The 15,952-nt window shown below is 30.8% G+C and carries 17 protein-coding genes; 14 read left to right on the top strand and 3 right to left on the bottom strand.

Going from position 1 to position 15,952, the window contains the following annotated elements:
• Positions 1-41: 41 nt before the first annotated feature.
• Genes L3X37_RS02405 through L3X37_RS02390 form a run of 4 tightly spaced genes read left to right on the top strand, consistent with a single transcriptional unit; the run spans position 42 to position 2,370 of the window.
• A complete protein-coding gene (locus tag L3X37_RS02405; RefSeq protein WP_237238578.1) occupies positions 42-650 on the top strand; it encodes an LUD domain-containing protein in 609 nt (202 codons plus the stop codon).
• Between the two features lie 5 nt (positions 651-655).
• Positions 656-1,465 (top strand): phosphatidate cytidylyltransferase, encoded by an 810-nt coding sequence (locus L3X37_RS02400; RefSeq protein ID WP_237238577.1) that lies wholly within the window; start codon positions 656-658, stop codon positions 1,463-1,465.
• The gene (locus L3X37_RS02395; RefSeq protein WP_237238576.1) at positions 1,455-2,111 is read left to right on the top strand and encodes a phosphatidylserine decarboxylase family protein; all 657 of its coding nucleotides are present in this window, start codon (positions 1,455-1,457) and stop codon (positions 2,109-2,111) included. The genes L3X37_RS02400 and L3X37_RS02395 overlap by 11 nt, the downstream gene beginning before the upstream one ends.
• Positions 2,104-2,370, top strand: a complete 267-nt coding sequence (locus tag L3X37_RS02390; RefSeq protein WP_237238575.1) for an acyl-CoA-binding protein — start codon at positions 2,104-2,106, stop codon at positions 2,368-2,370. Before L3X37_RS02395 ends, L3X37_RS02390 begins: the two co-directional genes overlap by 8 nt.
• Positions 2,371-2,434: 64 nt before the next feature.
• Here L3X37_RS02390 and L3X37_RS02385 read toward each other — a convergent pair whose 3' ends face one another.
• On the bottom strand, positions 2,435-5,068 hold the full coding sequence (locus L3X37_RS02385; protein ID WP_237238574.1) for a valine--tRNA ligase: 2,634 nt from the start codon (positions 5,066-5,068) through the stop codon (positions 2,435-2,437).
• A 322-nt stretch (positions 5,069-5,390) separates the two neighbouring features.
• On the opposite strand from L3X37_RS02385, the gene L3X37_RS02380 reads away from it, so the two are divergent.
• Entirely contained in the window at positions 5,391-5,816 is a 426-nt protein-coding gene (locus L3X37_RS02380; RefSeq protein ID WP_237238573.1) for a DUF1573 domain-containing protein, read from the top strand.
• Between the two features lie 52 nt (positions 5,817-5,868).
• Here L3X37_RS02380 and L3X37_RS02375 read toward each other — a convergent pair whose 3' ends face one another.
• Positions 5,869-7,167, bottom strand: a complete 1,299-nt coding sequence (locus L3X37_RS02375) for an aspartyl protease family protein (protein ID WP_237238572.1) — start codon at positions 7,165-7,167, stop codon at positions 5,869-5,871.
• A 164-nt stretch (positions 7,168-7,331) separates the two neighbouring features.
• Here L3X37_RS02375 and L3X37_RS02370 point away from each other — a divergent pair, with 164 nt between their 5' ends.
• The 4 genes from L3X37_RS02370 to L3X37_RS02355 all read left to right on the top strand — a co-directional run bounded on the left by L3X37_RS02370 (position 7,332) and on the right by L3X37_RS02355 (position 10,935).
• Positions 7,332-8,522, top strand: a complete 1,191-nt coding sequence (locus L3X37_RS02370) for a pyridoxal phosphate-dependent aminotransferase (protein WP_237238571.1) — start codon at positions 7,332-7,334, stop codon at positions 8,520-8,522.
• A complete protein-coding gene (gene murB, locus L3X37_RS02365; RefSeq protein ID WP_237238570.1) occupies positions 8,522-9,535 on the top strand; it encodes a UDP-N-acetylmuramate dehydrogenase in 1,014 nt (337 codons plus the stop codon). The genes L3X37_RS02370 and murB overlap by 1 nt, the downstream gene beginning before the upstream one ends.
• 69 nt (positions 9,536-9,604) lie before the next feature.
• A complete protein-coding gene (locus L3X37_RS02360; protein WP_237238569.1) occupies positions 9,605-10,138 on the top strand; it encodes an RNA polymerase sigma factor in 534 nt (177 codons plus the stop codon).
• Between the two features lie 8 nt (positions 10,139-10,146).
• Positions 10,147-10,935: an anti-sigma factor gene (locus L3X37_RS02355; RefSeq protein ID WP_237238568.1), complete on the top strand. Its 789-nt coding sequence runs from the start codon at positions 10,147-10,149 to the stop codon at positions 10,933-10,935.
• Positions 10,936-11,012: 77 nt separating this feature from the next.
• On the opposite strand, the gene aqpZ is transcribed toward L3X37_RS02355, so the two are convergent.
• The gene (aqpZ, locus tag L3X37_RS02350) at positions 11,013-11,699 is read right to left on the bottom strand and encodes an aquaporin Z (RefSeq protein ID WP_237238567.1); all 687 of its coding nucleotides are present in this window, start codon (positions 11,697-11,699) and stop codon (positions 11,013-11,015) included.
• A 232-nt stretch (positions 11,700-11,931) separates the two neighbouring features.
• On the opposite strand from aqpZ, the gene L3X37_RS02345 reads away from it, so the two are divergent.
• Genes L3X37_RS02345 through lipA form a run of 5 tightly spaced genes read left to right on the top strand, consistent with a single transcriptional unit; the run spans position 11,932 to position 15,950 of the window.
• The gene (locus L3X37_RS02345; RefSeq protein WP_237238566.1) at positions 11,932-12,135 is read left to right on the top strand and encodes a membrane or secreted protein; all 204 of its coding nucleotides are present in this window, start codon (positions 11,932-11,934) and stop codon (positions 12,133-12,135) included.
• Positions 12,136-12,141: 6 nt separating this feature from the next.
• Positions 12,142-13,254 (top strand): glycosyltransferase, encoded by a 1,113-nt coding sequence (locus L3X37_RS02340; protein WP_237238565.1) that lies wholly within the window; start codon positions 12,142-12,144, stop codon positions 13,252-13,254.
• A complete protein-coding gene (locus L3X37_RS02335; RefSeq protein WP_237238564.1) occupies positions 13,245-13,796 on the top strand; it encodes an RNA polymerase sigma factor in 552 nt (183 codons plus the stop codon). The genes L3X37_RS02340 and L3X37_RS02335 overlap by 10 nt, the downstream gene beginning before the upstream one ends.
• Positions 13,789-15,018, top strand: coding sequence for an Nramp family divalent metal transporter (locus L3X37_RS02330; protein WP_237238563.1), 1,230 nt, complete (start codon positions 13,789-13,791; stop codon positions 15,016-15,018). The genes L3X37_RS02335 and L3X37_RS02330 overlap by 8 nt, the downstream gene beginning before the upstream one ends.
• A 53-nt stretch (positions 15,019-15,071) precedes the next feature.
• Positions 15,072-15,950, top strand: coding sequence for a lipoyl synthase (gene lipA / locus L3X37_RS02325; protein WP_237238562.1), 879 nt, complete (start codon positions 15,072-15,074; stop codon positions 15,948-15,950).
• Positions 15,951-15,952: the final 2 nt, after the last annotated feature.

Raw genomic sequence — 15,952 nt, 5'->3', positions numbered from 1 at the left:
TGATAAAACCCATGAAAATTGAGTTAATAGCAACAATCTAAATGAGTCTTTTTAGAAAAATATTTGGTTCTAAATCTGATAACTTTCAGGAAGAACTAAAATCAAATGATCGAGGCAAATATATGCCAGAAGTTAAACTACCAATAGACGAAAGGTTTACCATAAACTTTAAAGCTAATGGTGGTAAGTTTTTGTATTGCGAAGATTTAAACGAAGTATTCCAAAACTTGCAAAACATTATTGACGAAAATAAATGGGATGATGAAAAAACACTTCTCTTAGACGATAACCTAAAAGATAAATTCAAGAATTCTAATTTACAAACTACAGCAAAAATTAGCGACTCAACTTTTTTCTTAACTACATGCGAAAACTTAATTGCCAATGATGGTTCTTTATTAATTTCTTCTAAACAGATTTACGAGAAAAAGTTACCAGAATTACCTTTAAACTTCATTGTTTTTGCTACCACTAGCCAAATTGTTGAAAATATTGGCGAAGGTTTACGTGGTATAAAATCTAAAAACAGACAAAAAATCCCAACAAATATTACTACTATAAAACACTTTAAATCTGAAGATGATAAAGATTTTTTAAGCTATGGTAGTAGTGCAAAAAACCTATACCTGTTACTTTTAGAAGATTTATAAAACAGATGAAAGAAACCTTAATACGAACCGTATCTGGTTTAATTTACGTTTTACTATTAATTGGCTGTTTATTTAACCAACATGCTATAATTATACTTTTTTTTGTTTTTGGCTTAATATGTATAGGAGAATTCATGAAACTCATCCAGCTAAAAAGTATAGTACCCTACTTTATTTTTATAATACTTTATCTCGTTTTTGGCTATTGGCAATTGGTTTTAAATACTAATACAGGCTTAGACGAGGCTACACAAATTTTAATGGTAATTAGCATTTTTGTGCAGTTGTTTTTAATAAAAGATTTGTTTTCAGAAAAAACCATTCCGCTATTTAGCTCTAAACGATTTATACTTACAACCTTTTATCTTTCAAGTGCTTTTGTGTTTTTAATTCTTATTGTAAATTATAATCCAAGTGTACTGTTAGGTACTTTTATTTTGGTTTGGGTTAACGATTCGTTTGCTTTTTTAGTTGGCAAAAACTTCGGAAAACAAAAATTATTTGAAAAAATTTCTCCTAAAAAAACCTTTGAAGGCTTTTTAGGCGGTTTGTTTTTTTCGTGTATAGCAAGCTATTTTATTGCTACCTTTACACAAACACTAAATTTTACTAATTGGCTAATTTTAAGTATTATTATTAGCGTATTTGGAACTTTAGGAGATTTAATAGAATCTAAATTTAAACGTCAAGCCAATGTTAAAGACAGTGGTATAATTATGCCAGGACATGGCGGATTGCTAGATAGACTAGATAGTATTATTTTTGCAGCACCTTTTATATATTTATTTTTAAGAATTTTACAATATGTTTCATAAAGAAGGCCATAAAATTATATTTATAACACTGATTATTATTGTCGCTTCATTTTTGTTAGTAGATAGTTTTATAACTGCGGCATGGTTACGAACATTGGTTTTAATTTTATTATTAGGCTTTTTTATATTAATTCTTCAATTTTTTAGAAACCCTAAACGGCGTACCTCATTTAACGATAAACATGTAGTTTCTCCTGTAGATGGTAAAGTTGTAGTTATTGAAGAGGTTTTTGAAAAAGAATATTTTAAAGACAAGCGCCTACAAGTTAGTGTATTTATGTCTCCAATAAATGTACATGTAACGCGCTACCCTATTGGTGGTCATGTTATTTACAGCAAGTATCACCCAGGAAAATATTTAGTGGCATGGCATCCTAAAGCGAGTGAAGAAAACGAACGCACAACCGTTGTTGTAGAAAACGAAGCTTACGGAAAAGTACTTTATAGACAAATAGCAGGTGCTTTGGCAAAACGTATAGTTAATTATGCAAAACAAAACAATAAAGCTGTTCAAGGTGCAGATTCTGGTTTTATAAAATTTGGATCGCGAGTAGATCTGTTTTTGCCTTTAAATACTAAAATAAACGTGCAGCTTAACCAAAAAGTGCGTGGTGGAGAAAGTGTTATTGCAGAAGTAAATGAGTAACAAAAAGTTAGACATAGAATTTAGAAATGCTGTTGCACGTGTAAATGCTCATACTGAACCTTTTCCTGCCGATACCCTATTAAAACTTTATGCTTATTACAAAATAGCCACAAACGATTACGGCAGACCGCGTAGCAAAAAACCCATAATTAATGCCTTTAAAACCAATGCTTTATTTCAAGCCAAAAATATTACCGAAGACAAGGCTAAACAAAACTATATTGATTTAGTGAATAATTATTTTTTGTATAGGAAGTAAGTGTTTACACGCTTGAGATGTATATAAAATTGCAACTATTCTTATACGGAGCCACTAAACTAACCTAATTCAAACTCGCTAAACTAGCCTTTAAGGTTTCAATTTTAGCTAAAGCATCGGCTTCTTTTTTCTTTTCGCTGCTAACTACTTGTTTTGGTGCATTATTAACAAACCTTTCGTTTGAAAGCTTTTTTTGTACTGATTTTAAAAACCCTTCTGTGTAATTTAACTCTTCTGTAAGCTTTTTTATTTCGGCTTCAACATCAATGGCTCCTGCCATAGGCACAAAATACTCGTTAGATTTTACTCTAAAAGTTAAAGCTCCATCAACAGTTTCAGAAACATAATTAATAGCTTCAAGGTTACCTAATTTCTGTATAACACCATCAAATGTTTTGGTTGAATTCTCATTATTAATAACCGAAAATTCTATAGCATCTTTAAAAGGAATATTCTTTTGTTTTCTAATGGTACGAATACCCGAAATAACTTCGGAAGCAAAATCAAATTCTGTAATTAAAGTCTCATTAATTAGCTTACTTTCAGGGTAACTAGAAACAATTAAAGCCTCATTAGGTGTTCTTTGTGTAATATGCTGCCAAATTTCTTCAGTTAAAAATGGCATAAACGGATGCAATATTTTTAAATTATTTTCTAAGATGGAAATAGCTGCATCGTAAGTTTTCTTATCAATGGGCTGCTGGTATGCAGGCTTTATCATTTCTAAAAACCATCCGCAGAAATCATCGTAAATCAACTTATACATGCTCATTAAAGCATCACTCAATCGATATTTTCTAAAATGATCTTCTATTTCATTTAATACTTTTTGAAATTTAGATTCAAACCAATCAACGGCTATTTTAGAAGATTCTGACTTATTAATATCGGCTACTTCCCATCCATTAATTAACCTAAAAGCATTCCATATTTTATTAGCAAACCCTTTACCTTGATTACATAAAGCTTCATCAAACATTAAATCGTTTCCAGCGGCAGAACTCAGCAATAACCCAACACGAACACCATCTGCTCCGTAAGTTTCAATAAGTTTTAAGGCATCGGGAGAGTTTCCTAAAGATTTACTCATTTTTCGGCGTTGCTTATCGCGTACAAGTCCTGTTAAGTAAACATTCTCAAAAGGTTTTTCGTTTTTATATTCGTAACCCGCAACAATCATTCGTGCAACCCAAAAGAATAAAATATCTGGTCCTGTAACCAAATCGTTGGTAGGGTAATAGTATTTAACATCTTCATTTTCGGGGTTTCTAATCCCATCAAACACACTAATTGGCCATAACCAAGACGAAAACCAAGTGTCTAAAGCGTCTGTTTCTTGTTTTAAATCTTTTGCTTTTAAATTATCTTTTCCTGTTTTTTCTTTTGCTAAAGCAAGTGCATCTGTTATGCTTTCTGCAACTACAAAGTCTTCTTTTCCATTGCCGTAATAATATGCAGGAATTTGTTGTCCCCATAATAATTGGCGCGAAATATTCCAATCGCGAATGTTTTCCATCCAATGGCGATAAGTGTTTAGGAACTTTTTTGGGAATAGTTTAATATCTGAATTTTCACTTAAAACTGCTTTTAAAGCAGGTTTTGCTAATTCTTCCATTTTTAAAAACCACTGATCTGATAATCGTGGTTCTATAATGGCTTTTGTACGTTCTGAGATGCCTACGCGATTATTATAATCTTCAATTTTAAGAATATGTCCTTTTTCTTTAAGTTCTTTTACAATTTCTTTTCGAACCGCAAATCTGTCCTTACCTTCATAATGCATTCCAAAGGCATTTAATGTAGCATCTTCGTTAAAAATATCAATTACTTCAAGATTGTATTTATCACCTAAAACCTTATCGTTTTCATCATGTGCTGGCGTAACTTTTAAACAACCTGTCCCGAATTCAACATCTACGTAATCATCTTCAATAATAGGAATAATACGGTTACAAATAGGCACAATAGCTTTTTTACCCTTTAGGTTTTGATGGCGTTCATCATTTGGATTGATACAAATGGCGGTGTCGCCCAAGATAGTTTCAGGTCGTGTAGTAGCTATAGTTAAAGTATCATCGCTCCCTTCAACTTTATACTTTACATAATATAATTTCCCTTGTTTTTCAACATATTCAACCTCTTCATCAGAAAGTGTTGTTTTTGCTTCAGGATCCCAATTCACCATGCGGTAACCTCTGTAAATTAAGCCTTTGTTGTATAAATCAACAAAAACCTTAATAACAGATTCTGACATGTCGTCATCCATAGTAAATTTAGTTCTATCCCAATCGCAAGAACAACCAAGTTTTTTTAACTGTTCTAGAATAACACCGCCATATTCGTGCGTCCAATCCCAAGCATGCTTTAAAAATTCATCTCGGGTTAAATCATTTTTATCAATTCCTTGTTCCTTTAATTTAGCTACTACTTTAGCCTCGGTAGCAATAGATGCGTGGTCTGTACCAGGTACCCAACAGGCATTTTTTCCTTGCAAACGTGCACGACGAATCAACACATCCTGAATGGTATTATTCAACATATGCCCCATATGCAATACACCTGTAACGTTTGGTGGCGGAATTACAATAGTATAAGGTTCTCTTTCATCTGGCTCTGAATGAAAATAGTTGTTTTTCATCCAGTAATCGTACCATTTACCTTCTACTTGACTTGCATCATATTTTGATGGAATTTGCATACTTTGGAATAGTTATTGAGTATTAATGTGCAAAAGTACTTATATTTCTTTTTCTGTGAAATGAGCATGACAAAAAGTTTACATTTAGTTTGAATTCTTGAAATGCGAATTGCGTTTGACAATTATATTAAATATAAACCATCAAACGGAAACTATAATAACAATTAATAAAGTTGATTCTATATAGTTTTCTTACATAAAAAGAAAAGCTATTTGTACTCATAACTAAGTTGAATATGTCAACATTTGCGTATTACGTCTATTATTTTTGCAGATTGTGGAAAAAGTACCTATGTTTGACTTGAATTTAAAATTAAAAGTAATGAAACAATTAATTACAATTTTATTTATCGGACTGATTAGTTATTCTGTTAATGCACAAGACAAAATGGCAAAAATAGAATTTAAATCAGAGACCATTGATTACGGAACTATTGAAAAAGGATCTGATGGTGTAAGAATTTTTGAGTTTACCAATACAGGAAATGCGCCTCTAATAATTTCAAAAGTATCTTCTACTTGCGGATGTACTATACCAAAAAAACCAAATGAGCCAATATTACCAGGACAAACTGGTGAAATAGAAGTAAAGTATGACACCAAAAGAGTAATGCCTATTAGAAAAACTATTACCGTTATTTCTAATGCTGAAACACCAACAGTTGCATTAAAAATTAAAGGAGTAGTTGTAGATTCTAGTAAAGAAAGTGTCTTGGAAAAAAAAGATAAAAGTGTTATAGAACAATAATACTTTAATCAAAATGAATTAACAAAGCCCAAACATTAATTTTCGGGCTTTGTTATTTGAAAAAATCTTCTAGCACAAAAGAATAGTTTAAAACAACTCCGCCTCTATCTATTCTTAATCTTATTTTTGTGCCATCATCTTCATAAAACTTATACATTATTTCTTGTAATGAGAATTGATGAGTTGGTTTTCCGTTTATGTACAAAACAATATCACCATTTTTTAACCCTGCTTTTTGAGCTGGAGAATTCATTCTTAATTCTACTATAGCATATGCTGGTTTTAATGAAAATTTATATCCTGTATCAAAAATAATTTTTGTTCCATTTTCGCCAGTTTTGTTGTTTAAACCATAATCATTAGAAACACTGTTTTCTCTTTCTTTTACTAACCTAACTCCATTATGTGCTAATTCAATTCCACTTTTATTATAACTAAACTCTTCTTTAAAGTATCCATTTTTTTTAAAGATTACAGTAGCTCTTCTGTAATCCATTATAACATTAAAACGTTTTAAAATATTACCTGCTAAACTGCCATTACGTCCAGCGAATTTTTTTGCAAAAGAAATGGATGTAGAATCTGGAAAAGCCACATTTGCTCTTTTAAGAACAAATCTATTTAATGAAAACTCATCTATTTTAGAACGTTTACCATAAACACTTCCACTAAGCCCATGACCTAAAAAATCTTCAAAATACTTATTGCTTGATACAATTCCTAAAGTATCATCTTCAAACAACCACAGTGCATCACTTCCTCCAGAATCAATCAATAATTTTACTGGTATTTGTTTGTTATTAATTTTCACTTTAGCATTTATATAGGGTTTATTATTGTAAAACTCTATATTAAATTTTTCGCATTTTTTACAATCTTTATACTTAAATTTATTGGGCTCTGTTATTCTAATATATTTATGCGAATAATTTATTTCTACAACTAAGTCTTTAAACAAATCAAAACCTAAAATACCATGAATTGGCACACCTAATCTTGGTGCAAAATTTAAATTTGCATCATATACAGCATATAAATCTTGATTTAATTTAATAGCATCACCAATTCTAAAAACATTATTTTTAGATTTTAAGGCCTCAACCGATTCGCCCTCGCCTAAACCTCTTAAAAATATCTTTTCAGCGTTTTTAATTTTTAAAGTATCAGAAACATTTAGAAAATTAAAAATTATAGGTTTACTAACACCTGTATCTAATAAAAAAGATAGTTCTACACCATTAATTTCAACAGGAATTACTATTAAATTATTTATGAGTTTAAACTTTATTTTATTTGACCCTTTTTTATTTTGAATAACAAACTTGCTTTGAGAATACGTAAGATTACTCAAACAAAAAAAGATTATAATAAGAGTTAAAACTTTTTTCACGTATGCACATTAAATATTTCTTCCATGAATTTACTAATCTTTACAATATCATTAACATTTATAGTAGTTTTTTAAAAAAACTTTAAGATAATTTTCTCAACTTTGCATTATATAATACTTTTTTAATGCCAACAATATCAAAAAAAGGGCAATTAATGCCACAATCTCCTATTAGGAAACTGGTTCCGTTTGCAGAAGAAGCGGTAAAAAAAGGTAAATTCATTTATTATTTAAATATTGGTCAACCCGATATTAAAACCCCAGAAATTGCTTTACAGGCTATTAAAAATAGTAATATTGATATTTTAGCATACTCAAGATCTGAAGGTTCTGAGGTTTACAGACAAAAAATTTCAGCTTATTACAAAAAGCATGATATTGGTGTTAACCACAACGATATTATTGTAACAACAGGTGGTAGTGAGGCTCTTCTTTTTGCTTTTGGAAGTATTATGGATGTAGATGATGAAATTATTATTCCAGAACCATTTTATGCTAATTATAACGGGTTTTCAACAGCTTCGGCTGTAAAAGTTGTTCCTGTTATTTCTAAGATTGAAGATAATTTTGCATTACCTCCAATTGAAGAGTTTGAAAAATTAATTACATCAAAAACAAAAGCTATTTTAATTTGCAACCCAGGAAATCCAACAGGCTATTTGTACTCCAAAGAAGAAATTGAAAAATTAGCAGCTATTGTTAAAAAGCACGATTTATTTTTGATTGCTGATGAAGTTTACCGAGAATTTGCATACGATGGCAATACACACTACTCGATAATGCAAGAAACTGAACTTGAAGATTATGCTATTATGATTGATTCAGTTTCAAAACGCTACAGTATGTGTGGTGCAAGAATTGGTTGTTTGGTGTCTAAAAACAAAACTGTAATACAAACCGCCTTAAAATTTGCCCAAGCTCGCTTAAGCCCACCAACGTTAGCACAAATTGCAAGCGAAGCTGCTTTAGACACCCCACAAAGTTACTTTGATGATGTAATTGAAGAATATGTTGAGAGAAGAAACATTTTAATTAGTGAATTACAAAAAATTGATGGTCTTAAAGTAGCTAAACCAAAAGGGGCTTTTTATTGCATTGTAGAATTGCCAATAAAAAATTCTGATAATTTTGCGAAATGGCTTTTAGAAAATTTCGACGTTAATGGAGAAACTGTTATGGTTGCTCCTGCAGGTGGATTTTACTCAACTCCAGGTGTTGGTTTAAACCAAATTCGTATAGCCTACGTACTTAACAAAGAAAGCCTAATTAAAGCTGTGAATATTATAAAAGAAGCTTTAAAAGTTTATAAAGACTAGTGAAGATTAAAGAAAATATATCTTTAAAACCCTACAATACTTTTGGTATTGATGTACTTGCAAAACATTTTGTAACGGTTTCAAATCTCAATGAATTAAAGGTTGTTTTATCATTAAAAGACTTCCCTAATAAATTAATTTTAGGAGGAGGCAGCAATTTGTTACTTACCAAAAACCAAGAAGCTTTAGTTATTCATATCAACTTAAAAGGAATTACTATAATTTCTGAAGATGAAAATTCTGCAACTGTAAAAGCAAATGCTGGCGAAAACTGGCACGAATTTGTACTTTGGTGTTTAAAACATGATTTTGGAGGTGTTGAAAATTTATCATTAATACCTGGAAATGTTGGTACTGCTCCTATTCAAAACATTGGTGCTTACGGTGTAGAATTAAAAGACACTTTTGTTTCTTGTGAAGGACTTTCTTTAGAAACCAACCAACTAAAATCATTTTCTAATACTGATTGTGATTTTGGTTACCGAAATTCTATATTCAAACAACAAGAAAAAGGAAAATATATTATTACAAGCGTTACTTTTAAACTCACTAAAAATAAACATAAATTAAATATTAATTACGGTAGCATTACAACTCAACTTGAAAAAATGGGCATAACAAAACCAACCATTAAAGAAGTTTCTAAAGCTGTAATTGCTATTCGCAAAAGCAAATTACCAAACCCAAAAGAGATTGGTAATAGTGGTAGTTTTTTTAAAAACCCTGTGATTTCAAAAGCTCATTACAACACCTTACTCGAAAATTTTCCAGAAATGCCAAGTTATACCATTTCTAAAGATAAAATAAAAATACCTGCAGGTTGGCTTATTGAAAAAGCTGGCTTTAAAGGCAAGCGTTTTGGCAACTACGGCGTACATAAAAAACAAGCTTTAGTACTTGTAAATTATAGTAATGCCAAAGGTTCTGATATTTTGAATCTTTCAAAATTAATTCAAAAAACTATTAAAAGACTTTTTAATATTTCAATAGAAGCCGAAGTTAATATTCTATAATCTAAAAGAAATTTCTAACTTTGGTAATATTACTAACCAAATAAACGTATCGTTTAAACCAAATTTATCTTGATTTCATCCATAGAAAAAGACATTGTTAATCTACTTGAAAATGGCGACAAAAAAGCTATAACTTTATTATACGAAAACTATGGCGATGCTTTATACGGTGTTATAAAAAAAGTAATAGTAGATGATGATACAGCACAAGACGTACTACAAGAAACCTTTGTAAAAATTTGGAGATATTCTAAAAAATACGATTCTAGTAAAGCCAAATTGTTTACATGGTTATATCGAATTGCCTATAATACATCTATAGATAAAATCCGTTCTTTAAAGAAGAAAACCGAAAAAGAAGTCCAAATGGAGACTTCATCCGTATATAAAGTATCATTTGGAGAATTAAATCAGGACGTTTTAGATATAAAAAATCACCTAAATACTCTTGATGAAAAATATCAAATAGTAATTAATGCGCTCTTTTTTGAGGGTATGACACAACAAGAGGCTAGTGATGAATTAGATATTCCGCTGGGAACTATAAAATCGAGATTAAAAATTGGATTACGAGAATTGAAAAAAATTTATAATCCACAATAAATAAAGTCATGAATGAGAAAATAACTACTTTTTTAAATTCTGGCCTATTAGAAAAATATCTACTAGGTGAAACTACTTCTGCTGAAACAGAAATGGTTGAAACTTATATTTCAAGATACCCAGAAGTACAGAATGCCTACAACACTTTGCAACACAATCTAGAGATTGTTGCAAAAAGTAATGCTGTTGAAGCTCCAAAAAATATTCTAAATAATATTTTAGAAGAACTTGACCAAAAACCTGTTATTAAATTAAACACATCGTATAAGTACAAAAAATGGTACAAATTTAGTTTAGCAGCTAGTATTGCTGCCTTACTTTTTGCAGGAACCTCTTACTTGTTTTATACTCAAAATAAAAAGCTTTCAGAAGAAAACCAAGTGGTTGTTGATGAAATTTTTGATTTGCGTAGTGATATTGCACAAAACAATAAAATGCTCGATAATGTTATGCGCCAGTTATTAAAGCTTAACAATCCTGAAACCGAAAAATATATTATAAAAGGAAACGAACGTGCTAAAGATTTAAAAACAGTGGCATACATAAACCCAAAGGAAAAAACGTCAATGATTGATGTGGTATCGTTACCTGAATTACCAGAAGAGCAATGCTACCAAATATGGGCAGAATTACAAGGCAAAATGGTTAGTTTAGGTATTTTAAGTGAAGCCGACAGACAGCTTAAATCGCTTCCTTATACTGAAGATGCATTAGCATTACAAATTACTATTGAGCCTAAAGGTGGAAATACTATAGCTTCAATTGAAAATTCAGTAGCACAAATTAGTTTACAATAAAAATAATTTGTAACATTAAAAAAACAAAAAGCCTCATTAAAGTGAGGCTTTTTTATACTATAATAATTGACTCTTTGTTATTCTTTATCAAACAACGCTTTGTGGATAAATCCTGCTACTATAGCTCCTGCAATAGGTGCAACCCAAAATAACCAAAGTTGGCTAGTAAAATCTGCACCTGCAAATAAAGCTTGACTTGTAGAACGTGCTGGATTTACCGATGTATTTGTTATAGGGATACTAATTAAATGAATTAATGTTAACCCTAAACCAATAGCTATTGGAGCGAATCCTTTAGGTGCTCTAGCATTGGTGCTTCCTAAAATTATTAACAAGAAAAATGCGGTTAATAAAAACTCTGCAATTAAAGCGGCAGTCATGGAATAACCATCAGGAGATAATTCGCCATAGCCATTAGCTGCAAAACCACCAATACTAACAAAATCAGCTTTATTCCTTAATATTAAATAAAGTGCTCCAGCAGCGGCAATAGCACCAATTAATTGTGCTACAATATAGCCAACTAAATTCTTAGCTTCAAACTTTCCTCCAGCCCATAAGCCAAGGGAAACGGCTGGATTAAAGTGCCCTCCAGAAATATGCCCAACGGCATAAGCCATAGTTAAAACGGTAAGTCCAAATGCTAGTGCTACGCCTACAAAGCCAATTCCCAAATCAGGGAAACCCGCTGCAAAAACAGCACTACCACAGCCTCCAAAAACGAGCCAAAATGTTCCGAAAAATTCTGCAAATAATTTTTTCATAATTAAATAATTTTAAAATTGGTTAGATGTTTAAATTTACAAATTAATTTTTTGACACTAAAAAGCAATTACGTCACATTCAACACATTAATCACAACATAAATTAGTGCTAAAAGCACTATCTTTGTATTAAATTTTCAAACATGAAACATTAAAATCAAAAAAATCGTCCCACTGGGCAATTTTGATTTGAATGTTATATCTGACCAACGAATAAAATAAATTTAAACAGATGAAACTTCTTTTAATAACCATCGTTTTATTAGGCCTAGGAATTGCTGGAATTGCCATAAAAATTTGGGCAAAAAAAGATGGTAAATTTGCCGGAACTTGTGCTAGCCAAAACCCCTTGTTAAATAAAGATGGTGAAGCTTGTGGGTTTTGTGGTAAAACACCAAATCAATTTAAAGACTGTAACGAACCTCAACACTCTTAATTGTTTATGAGTTTTCTTGATTATATGTACTACGTATTTATTATTGTAGTTTTTTTTCAAGTTATATATTACTTACTTTTTTTAAGTCAATTTGCTTTTTTGAAACTAAAAAAGAAAACCAATAAAAACATTCCTGTTTCAGTTATTATTTGTGCTAAAAATGAAGCCGAAAATCTTAAAGCGTTTTTACCTTCAATTATAGCTCAAGAGTATTCAAATTTTGAAATTGTTTTAATTAATGATGCTTCACAAGATGAAACACTCGAAATAATGGAAGCATTTTCGTCTCAACATAACAATATAAAAATAGTTGATGTTAAAAATAATGAAGCCTTTTGGGGCAATAAAAAGTATGCTTTAACACTTGGCATAAAAGCAGCTAAAAACAATTATTTACTATTTACAGACGCTGATTGTAGCCCTGTTTCTAAAAACTGGATTAAAGAAATGGTTTCGCATTTCAGTCATAATAAAAGTATTATTTTAGGCTATGGTACATATTCTAAAGTCAAAAATTCCTTAATAAATAAACTCATTCGCTTTGAAACTTTAATTACTGCTACTCAGTATTTTTCGTTTGCAAAAACAGGTATTCCATATATGGGTGTTGGCAGAAATTTAGCCTACACAAAAACAGAATTTTTCAATGCACGCGGTTTTATGAGTCACATGAAAATACGTTCGGGCGATGATGATTTATTTATAAACGAAGTAGCAAATAAGGGTAATACTGAAATTTGTTTTTCAAAAAACAGTTTTACAACATCTATACCAGAAACAAGTTTTAAAACATGGTTTAAACAAAAAAGGCGCCATATATCAACTGCCAAATACTACAAAAAAAAGCATAAGGTTTTATTGGCATTAATTTATCTTTTCAATTTATTATTTTGGACATTAGGTATTATATTATTAGTGTTTCAATTTGAATGGAAACTTGTATTATCACTATTTATATTACGACTTATTGCACAATACATCACCATAGGTTTTTCAGCAAAAAAATTAGATGAAAAAGATCTGATTATTTATCTTCCATTCTTAGAAATATTTTTAGTTATATCACAATTAACTATCTTTATAAATAATCTTATTTCAAAACCTAACCATTGGAAATAGAGGAAGCTATTAAACGTGCTAAAAAAAACGATCAAAAAGCATTTAATTACCTGTTAGATGTATTTTGGGATAGTGTTTATGGATTTCAACTAAAACGCATTGAAAACGAAAATGATGCTGAAGATATAACCATTCAAACTTTTTCTAGAGCTTTTGATAGAATTGAAACCTATAATGAATCCTATAAGTTTAAAACATGGTTGATAACTATTTCAAAAAACATTCATATTGATTTACTTAGAAAAGAAAAAAACTCAATAACTCAAGTGCTTTCAAAAGACAATAGTAGCGCACTTCAAGTTTTAGACGAATCTCCATCACCTGAAGACAAACTAATTACAGAGCAACATTTAGCCAAATTGCTTCGAGATATTAAAAAATTAAAACCTCATTATCAAGAGGTTATAAACTTGCGTTATTTTCAAGAATTGAGTTATAAAGAAATTTCAAATGAACTTAATGAACCCATAAATAATGTAAAGGTTAAACTTTTACGGGCTAAAAAATTATTAGCAGAAATTATTAAAGAAAATAATGATTAAGAAACTCAAAAATCTTGGTCCTGGTTTATTATTTGCAGGTGCTGCCATTGGTGTTTCGCATTTGGTTCAATCAACTCGAGCTGGTGCCGATTTTGGCATGGGTTTATTGTGGGCGTTACTTTTAGCAAACTTGTGCAAATATCCATTTTTTCAATTTGGTCCAAGATATGTAGCTGCTACTGGAGAAAGCTTATTAGATGGTTATAAAAGACTAGGTAAAGGCGTGCTAACAGCTTATTATATTTTAACTTTTGCTACCATGTTTACCATTCAAACTGCTGTTACTATTGTAACTGCTGGTTTAGCTTCTTCGCTATTTGGAAATTTAGGTTTTACCGCAGAATTAGCAGTTAAAATATGGACTATTATAGTACTTGTTATTTGCCTAGGGCTTCTTATTATTGGAAAATACAAACTTCTTGATAATTTAATAAAGATTATTATTATCATCTTATCTGTAAGTACTATAGCTGCAGTTACTATGGCTTTGTATGGTAACAATTCAAGTATTTCTCTTGCACAAGTTTTACCCAAAGAAACTACTCAAGTTGCTTTCCTTATTGCCTTTATGGGATGGATGCCAGCACCATTAGATATATCGGTATGGCATTCTTTATGGGCTGTTGAAAAACAAAAAAGTGAAAAAAACTTTAAACCCAAATCCGCTTTATTTGATTTTAATGTAGGTTATATTGGCACTGTAGTTTTAGGTATATGTTTTGTTCTTTTAGGTGGCCTAGTTATGTTTGGAACAGGTGAAACATTTAGTAATTCTGCAGGAAGCTTTTCTAGTCAACTTATAGACATGTACACCACCAGCTTGGGTGATTGGGCTTATGTTTTAATAGGTATAGCAGCTTTTACAACTATGTTTAGTACTACGCTTACCTGTTTAGATGCCTCTCCAAGGGCTATGGACAGAACATCAGAATTATTATTTAATAAAAATTATAAACGCGGGTACTTAGTTTGGATTTTATTATTAGCAGCAGGTACCATTTGTATTTTCTTTTTCTTCGCCTCAGAAATGGGTTTACTAGTAAAAATTGCTACTATTTTATCGTTTATTACAGCACCTTTTTATGCTATTATAAATTACATTTTAGTATCAAGTAAACATACACCTAAAAAATGGCAACCATCAAAACTATTACATGTTTTAAGTTGGTTTGGCATTATCTTTTTAATCGGGTTTAGTATTTGGTATCTAACAACTTTATAAGATTTTTTTAATAGAATACTTTGTATCTTTGTGCTTTTGAAATTTGATATTAAATGAACATAAATACAGCTTCAAATATACTACCTGAAAGACAAGCTAAGCCCAAATGGCTTCGTGTAAAACTTCCAACGGGAAAAAAATATACCGAACTTAGAGGGTTAGTAGACAAATACAAGTTAAACACAATTTGCACCTCAGGAAGTTGCCCGAATATGGGTGAATGCTGGGGCGAAGGCACTGCTACTTTTATGATTTTAGGTAATATCTGTACGCGTTCTTGCGGATTTTGTGGGGTAAAAACGGGGCGACCAGAAACGGTAGATTGGGACGAACCTGAAAAAGTAGCTCGCTCTATTAAAATTATGAAAATTAAACACGCGGTTTTAACCAGTGTAGATAGAGACGATTTAAAAGATATGGGAAGCATAATGTGGGCAGAAACTGTAAAAACTGTTCGTAGAATGAACCCAGAAACTACTTTAGAAACTTTAATACCCGATTTTCAAGGCATTGAACAACATATCGATAGAATTATTAACGTAGCTCCCGAAGTAGTCTCTCATAATATTGAAACAGTTAGGCGTTTAACGAGAGAGGTTCGTATACAAGCAAAATACGACAGAAGTTTAGGTGTTTTAAAATATTTAAAATCTAAAGGTCAGCGCAGAACAAAATCTGGGATTATGTTAGGTTTAGGTGAAACTCGAGAAGAAGTGATTGCAACGCTACATGACCTTAAAGAAAATGATGTAGATGTAGTTACTATTGGGCAATATCTTCAACCAAGTAAAAAACATTTACCTGTAAAACAATTTATCAATCCAGACCAATTTAAAGAATTTGAAGAAATTGGTTTAAAATTAGGCTTTCGCCATGTTGAAAGTAGTGCTTTGGTACGTTCATCTTATAAAGCTCAAAAACACATTAATTAATT

This window comes from Wocania arenilitoris (assembly GCF_021728535.1).
Classification (GTDB): domain Bacteria; phylum Bacteroidota; class Bacteroidia; order Flavobacteriales; family Flavobacteriaceae; genus Wocania_A; species Wocania_A arenilitoris.
The sequence above is the reverse complement of the archived record's forward strand: the minus strand, read 5'-3'. Positions and strand labels throughout refer to the sequence as shown.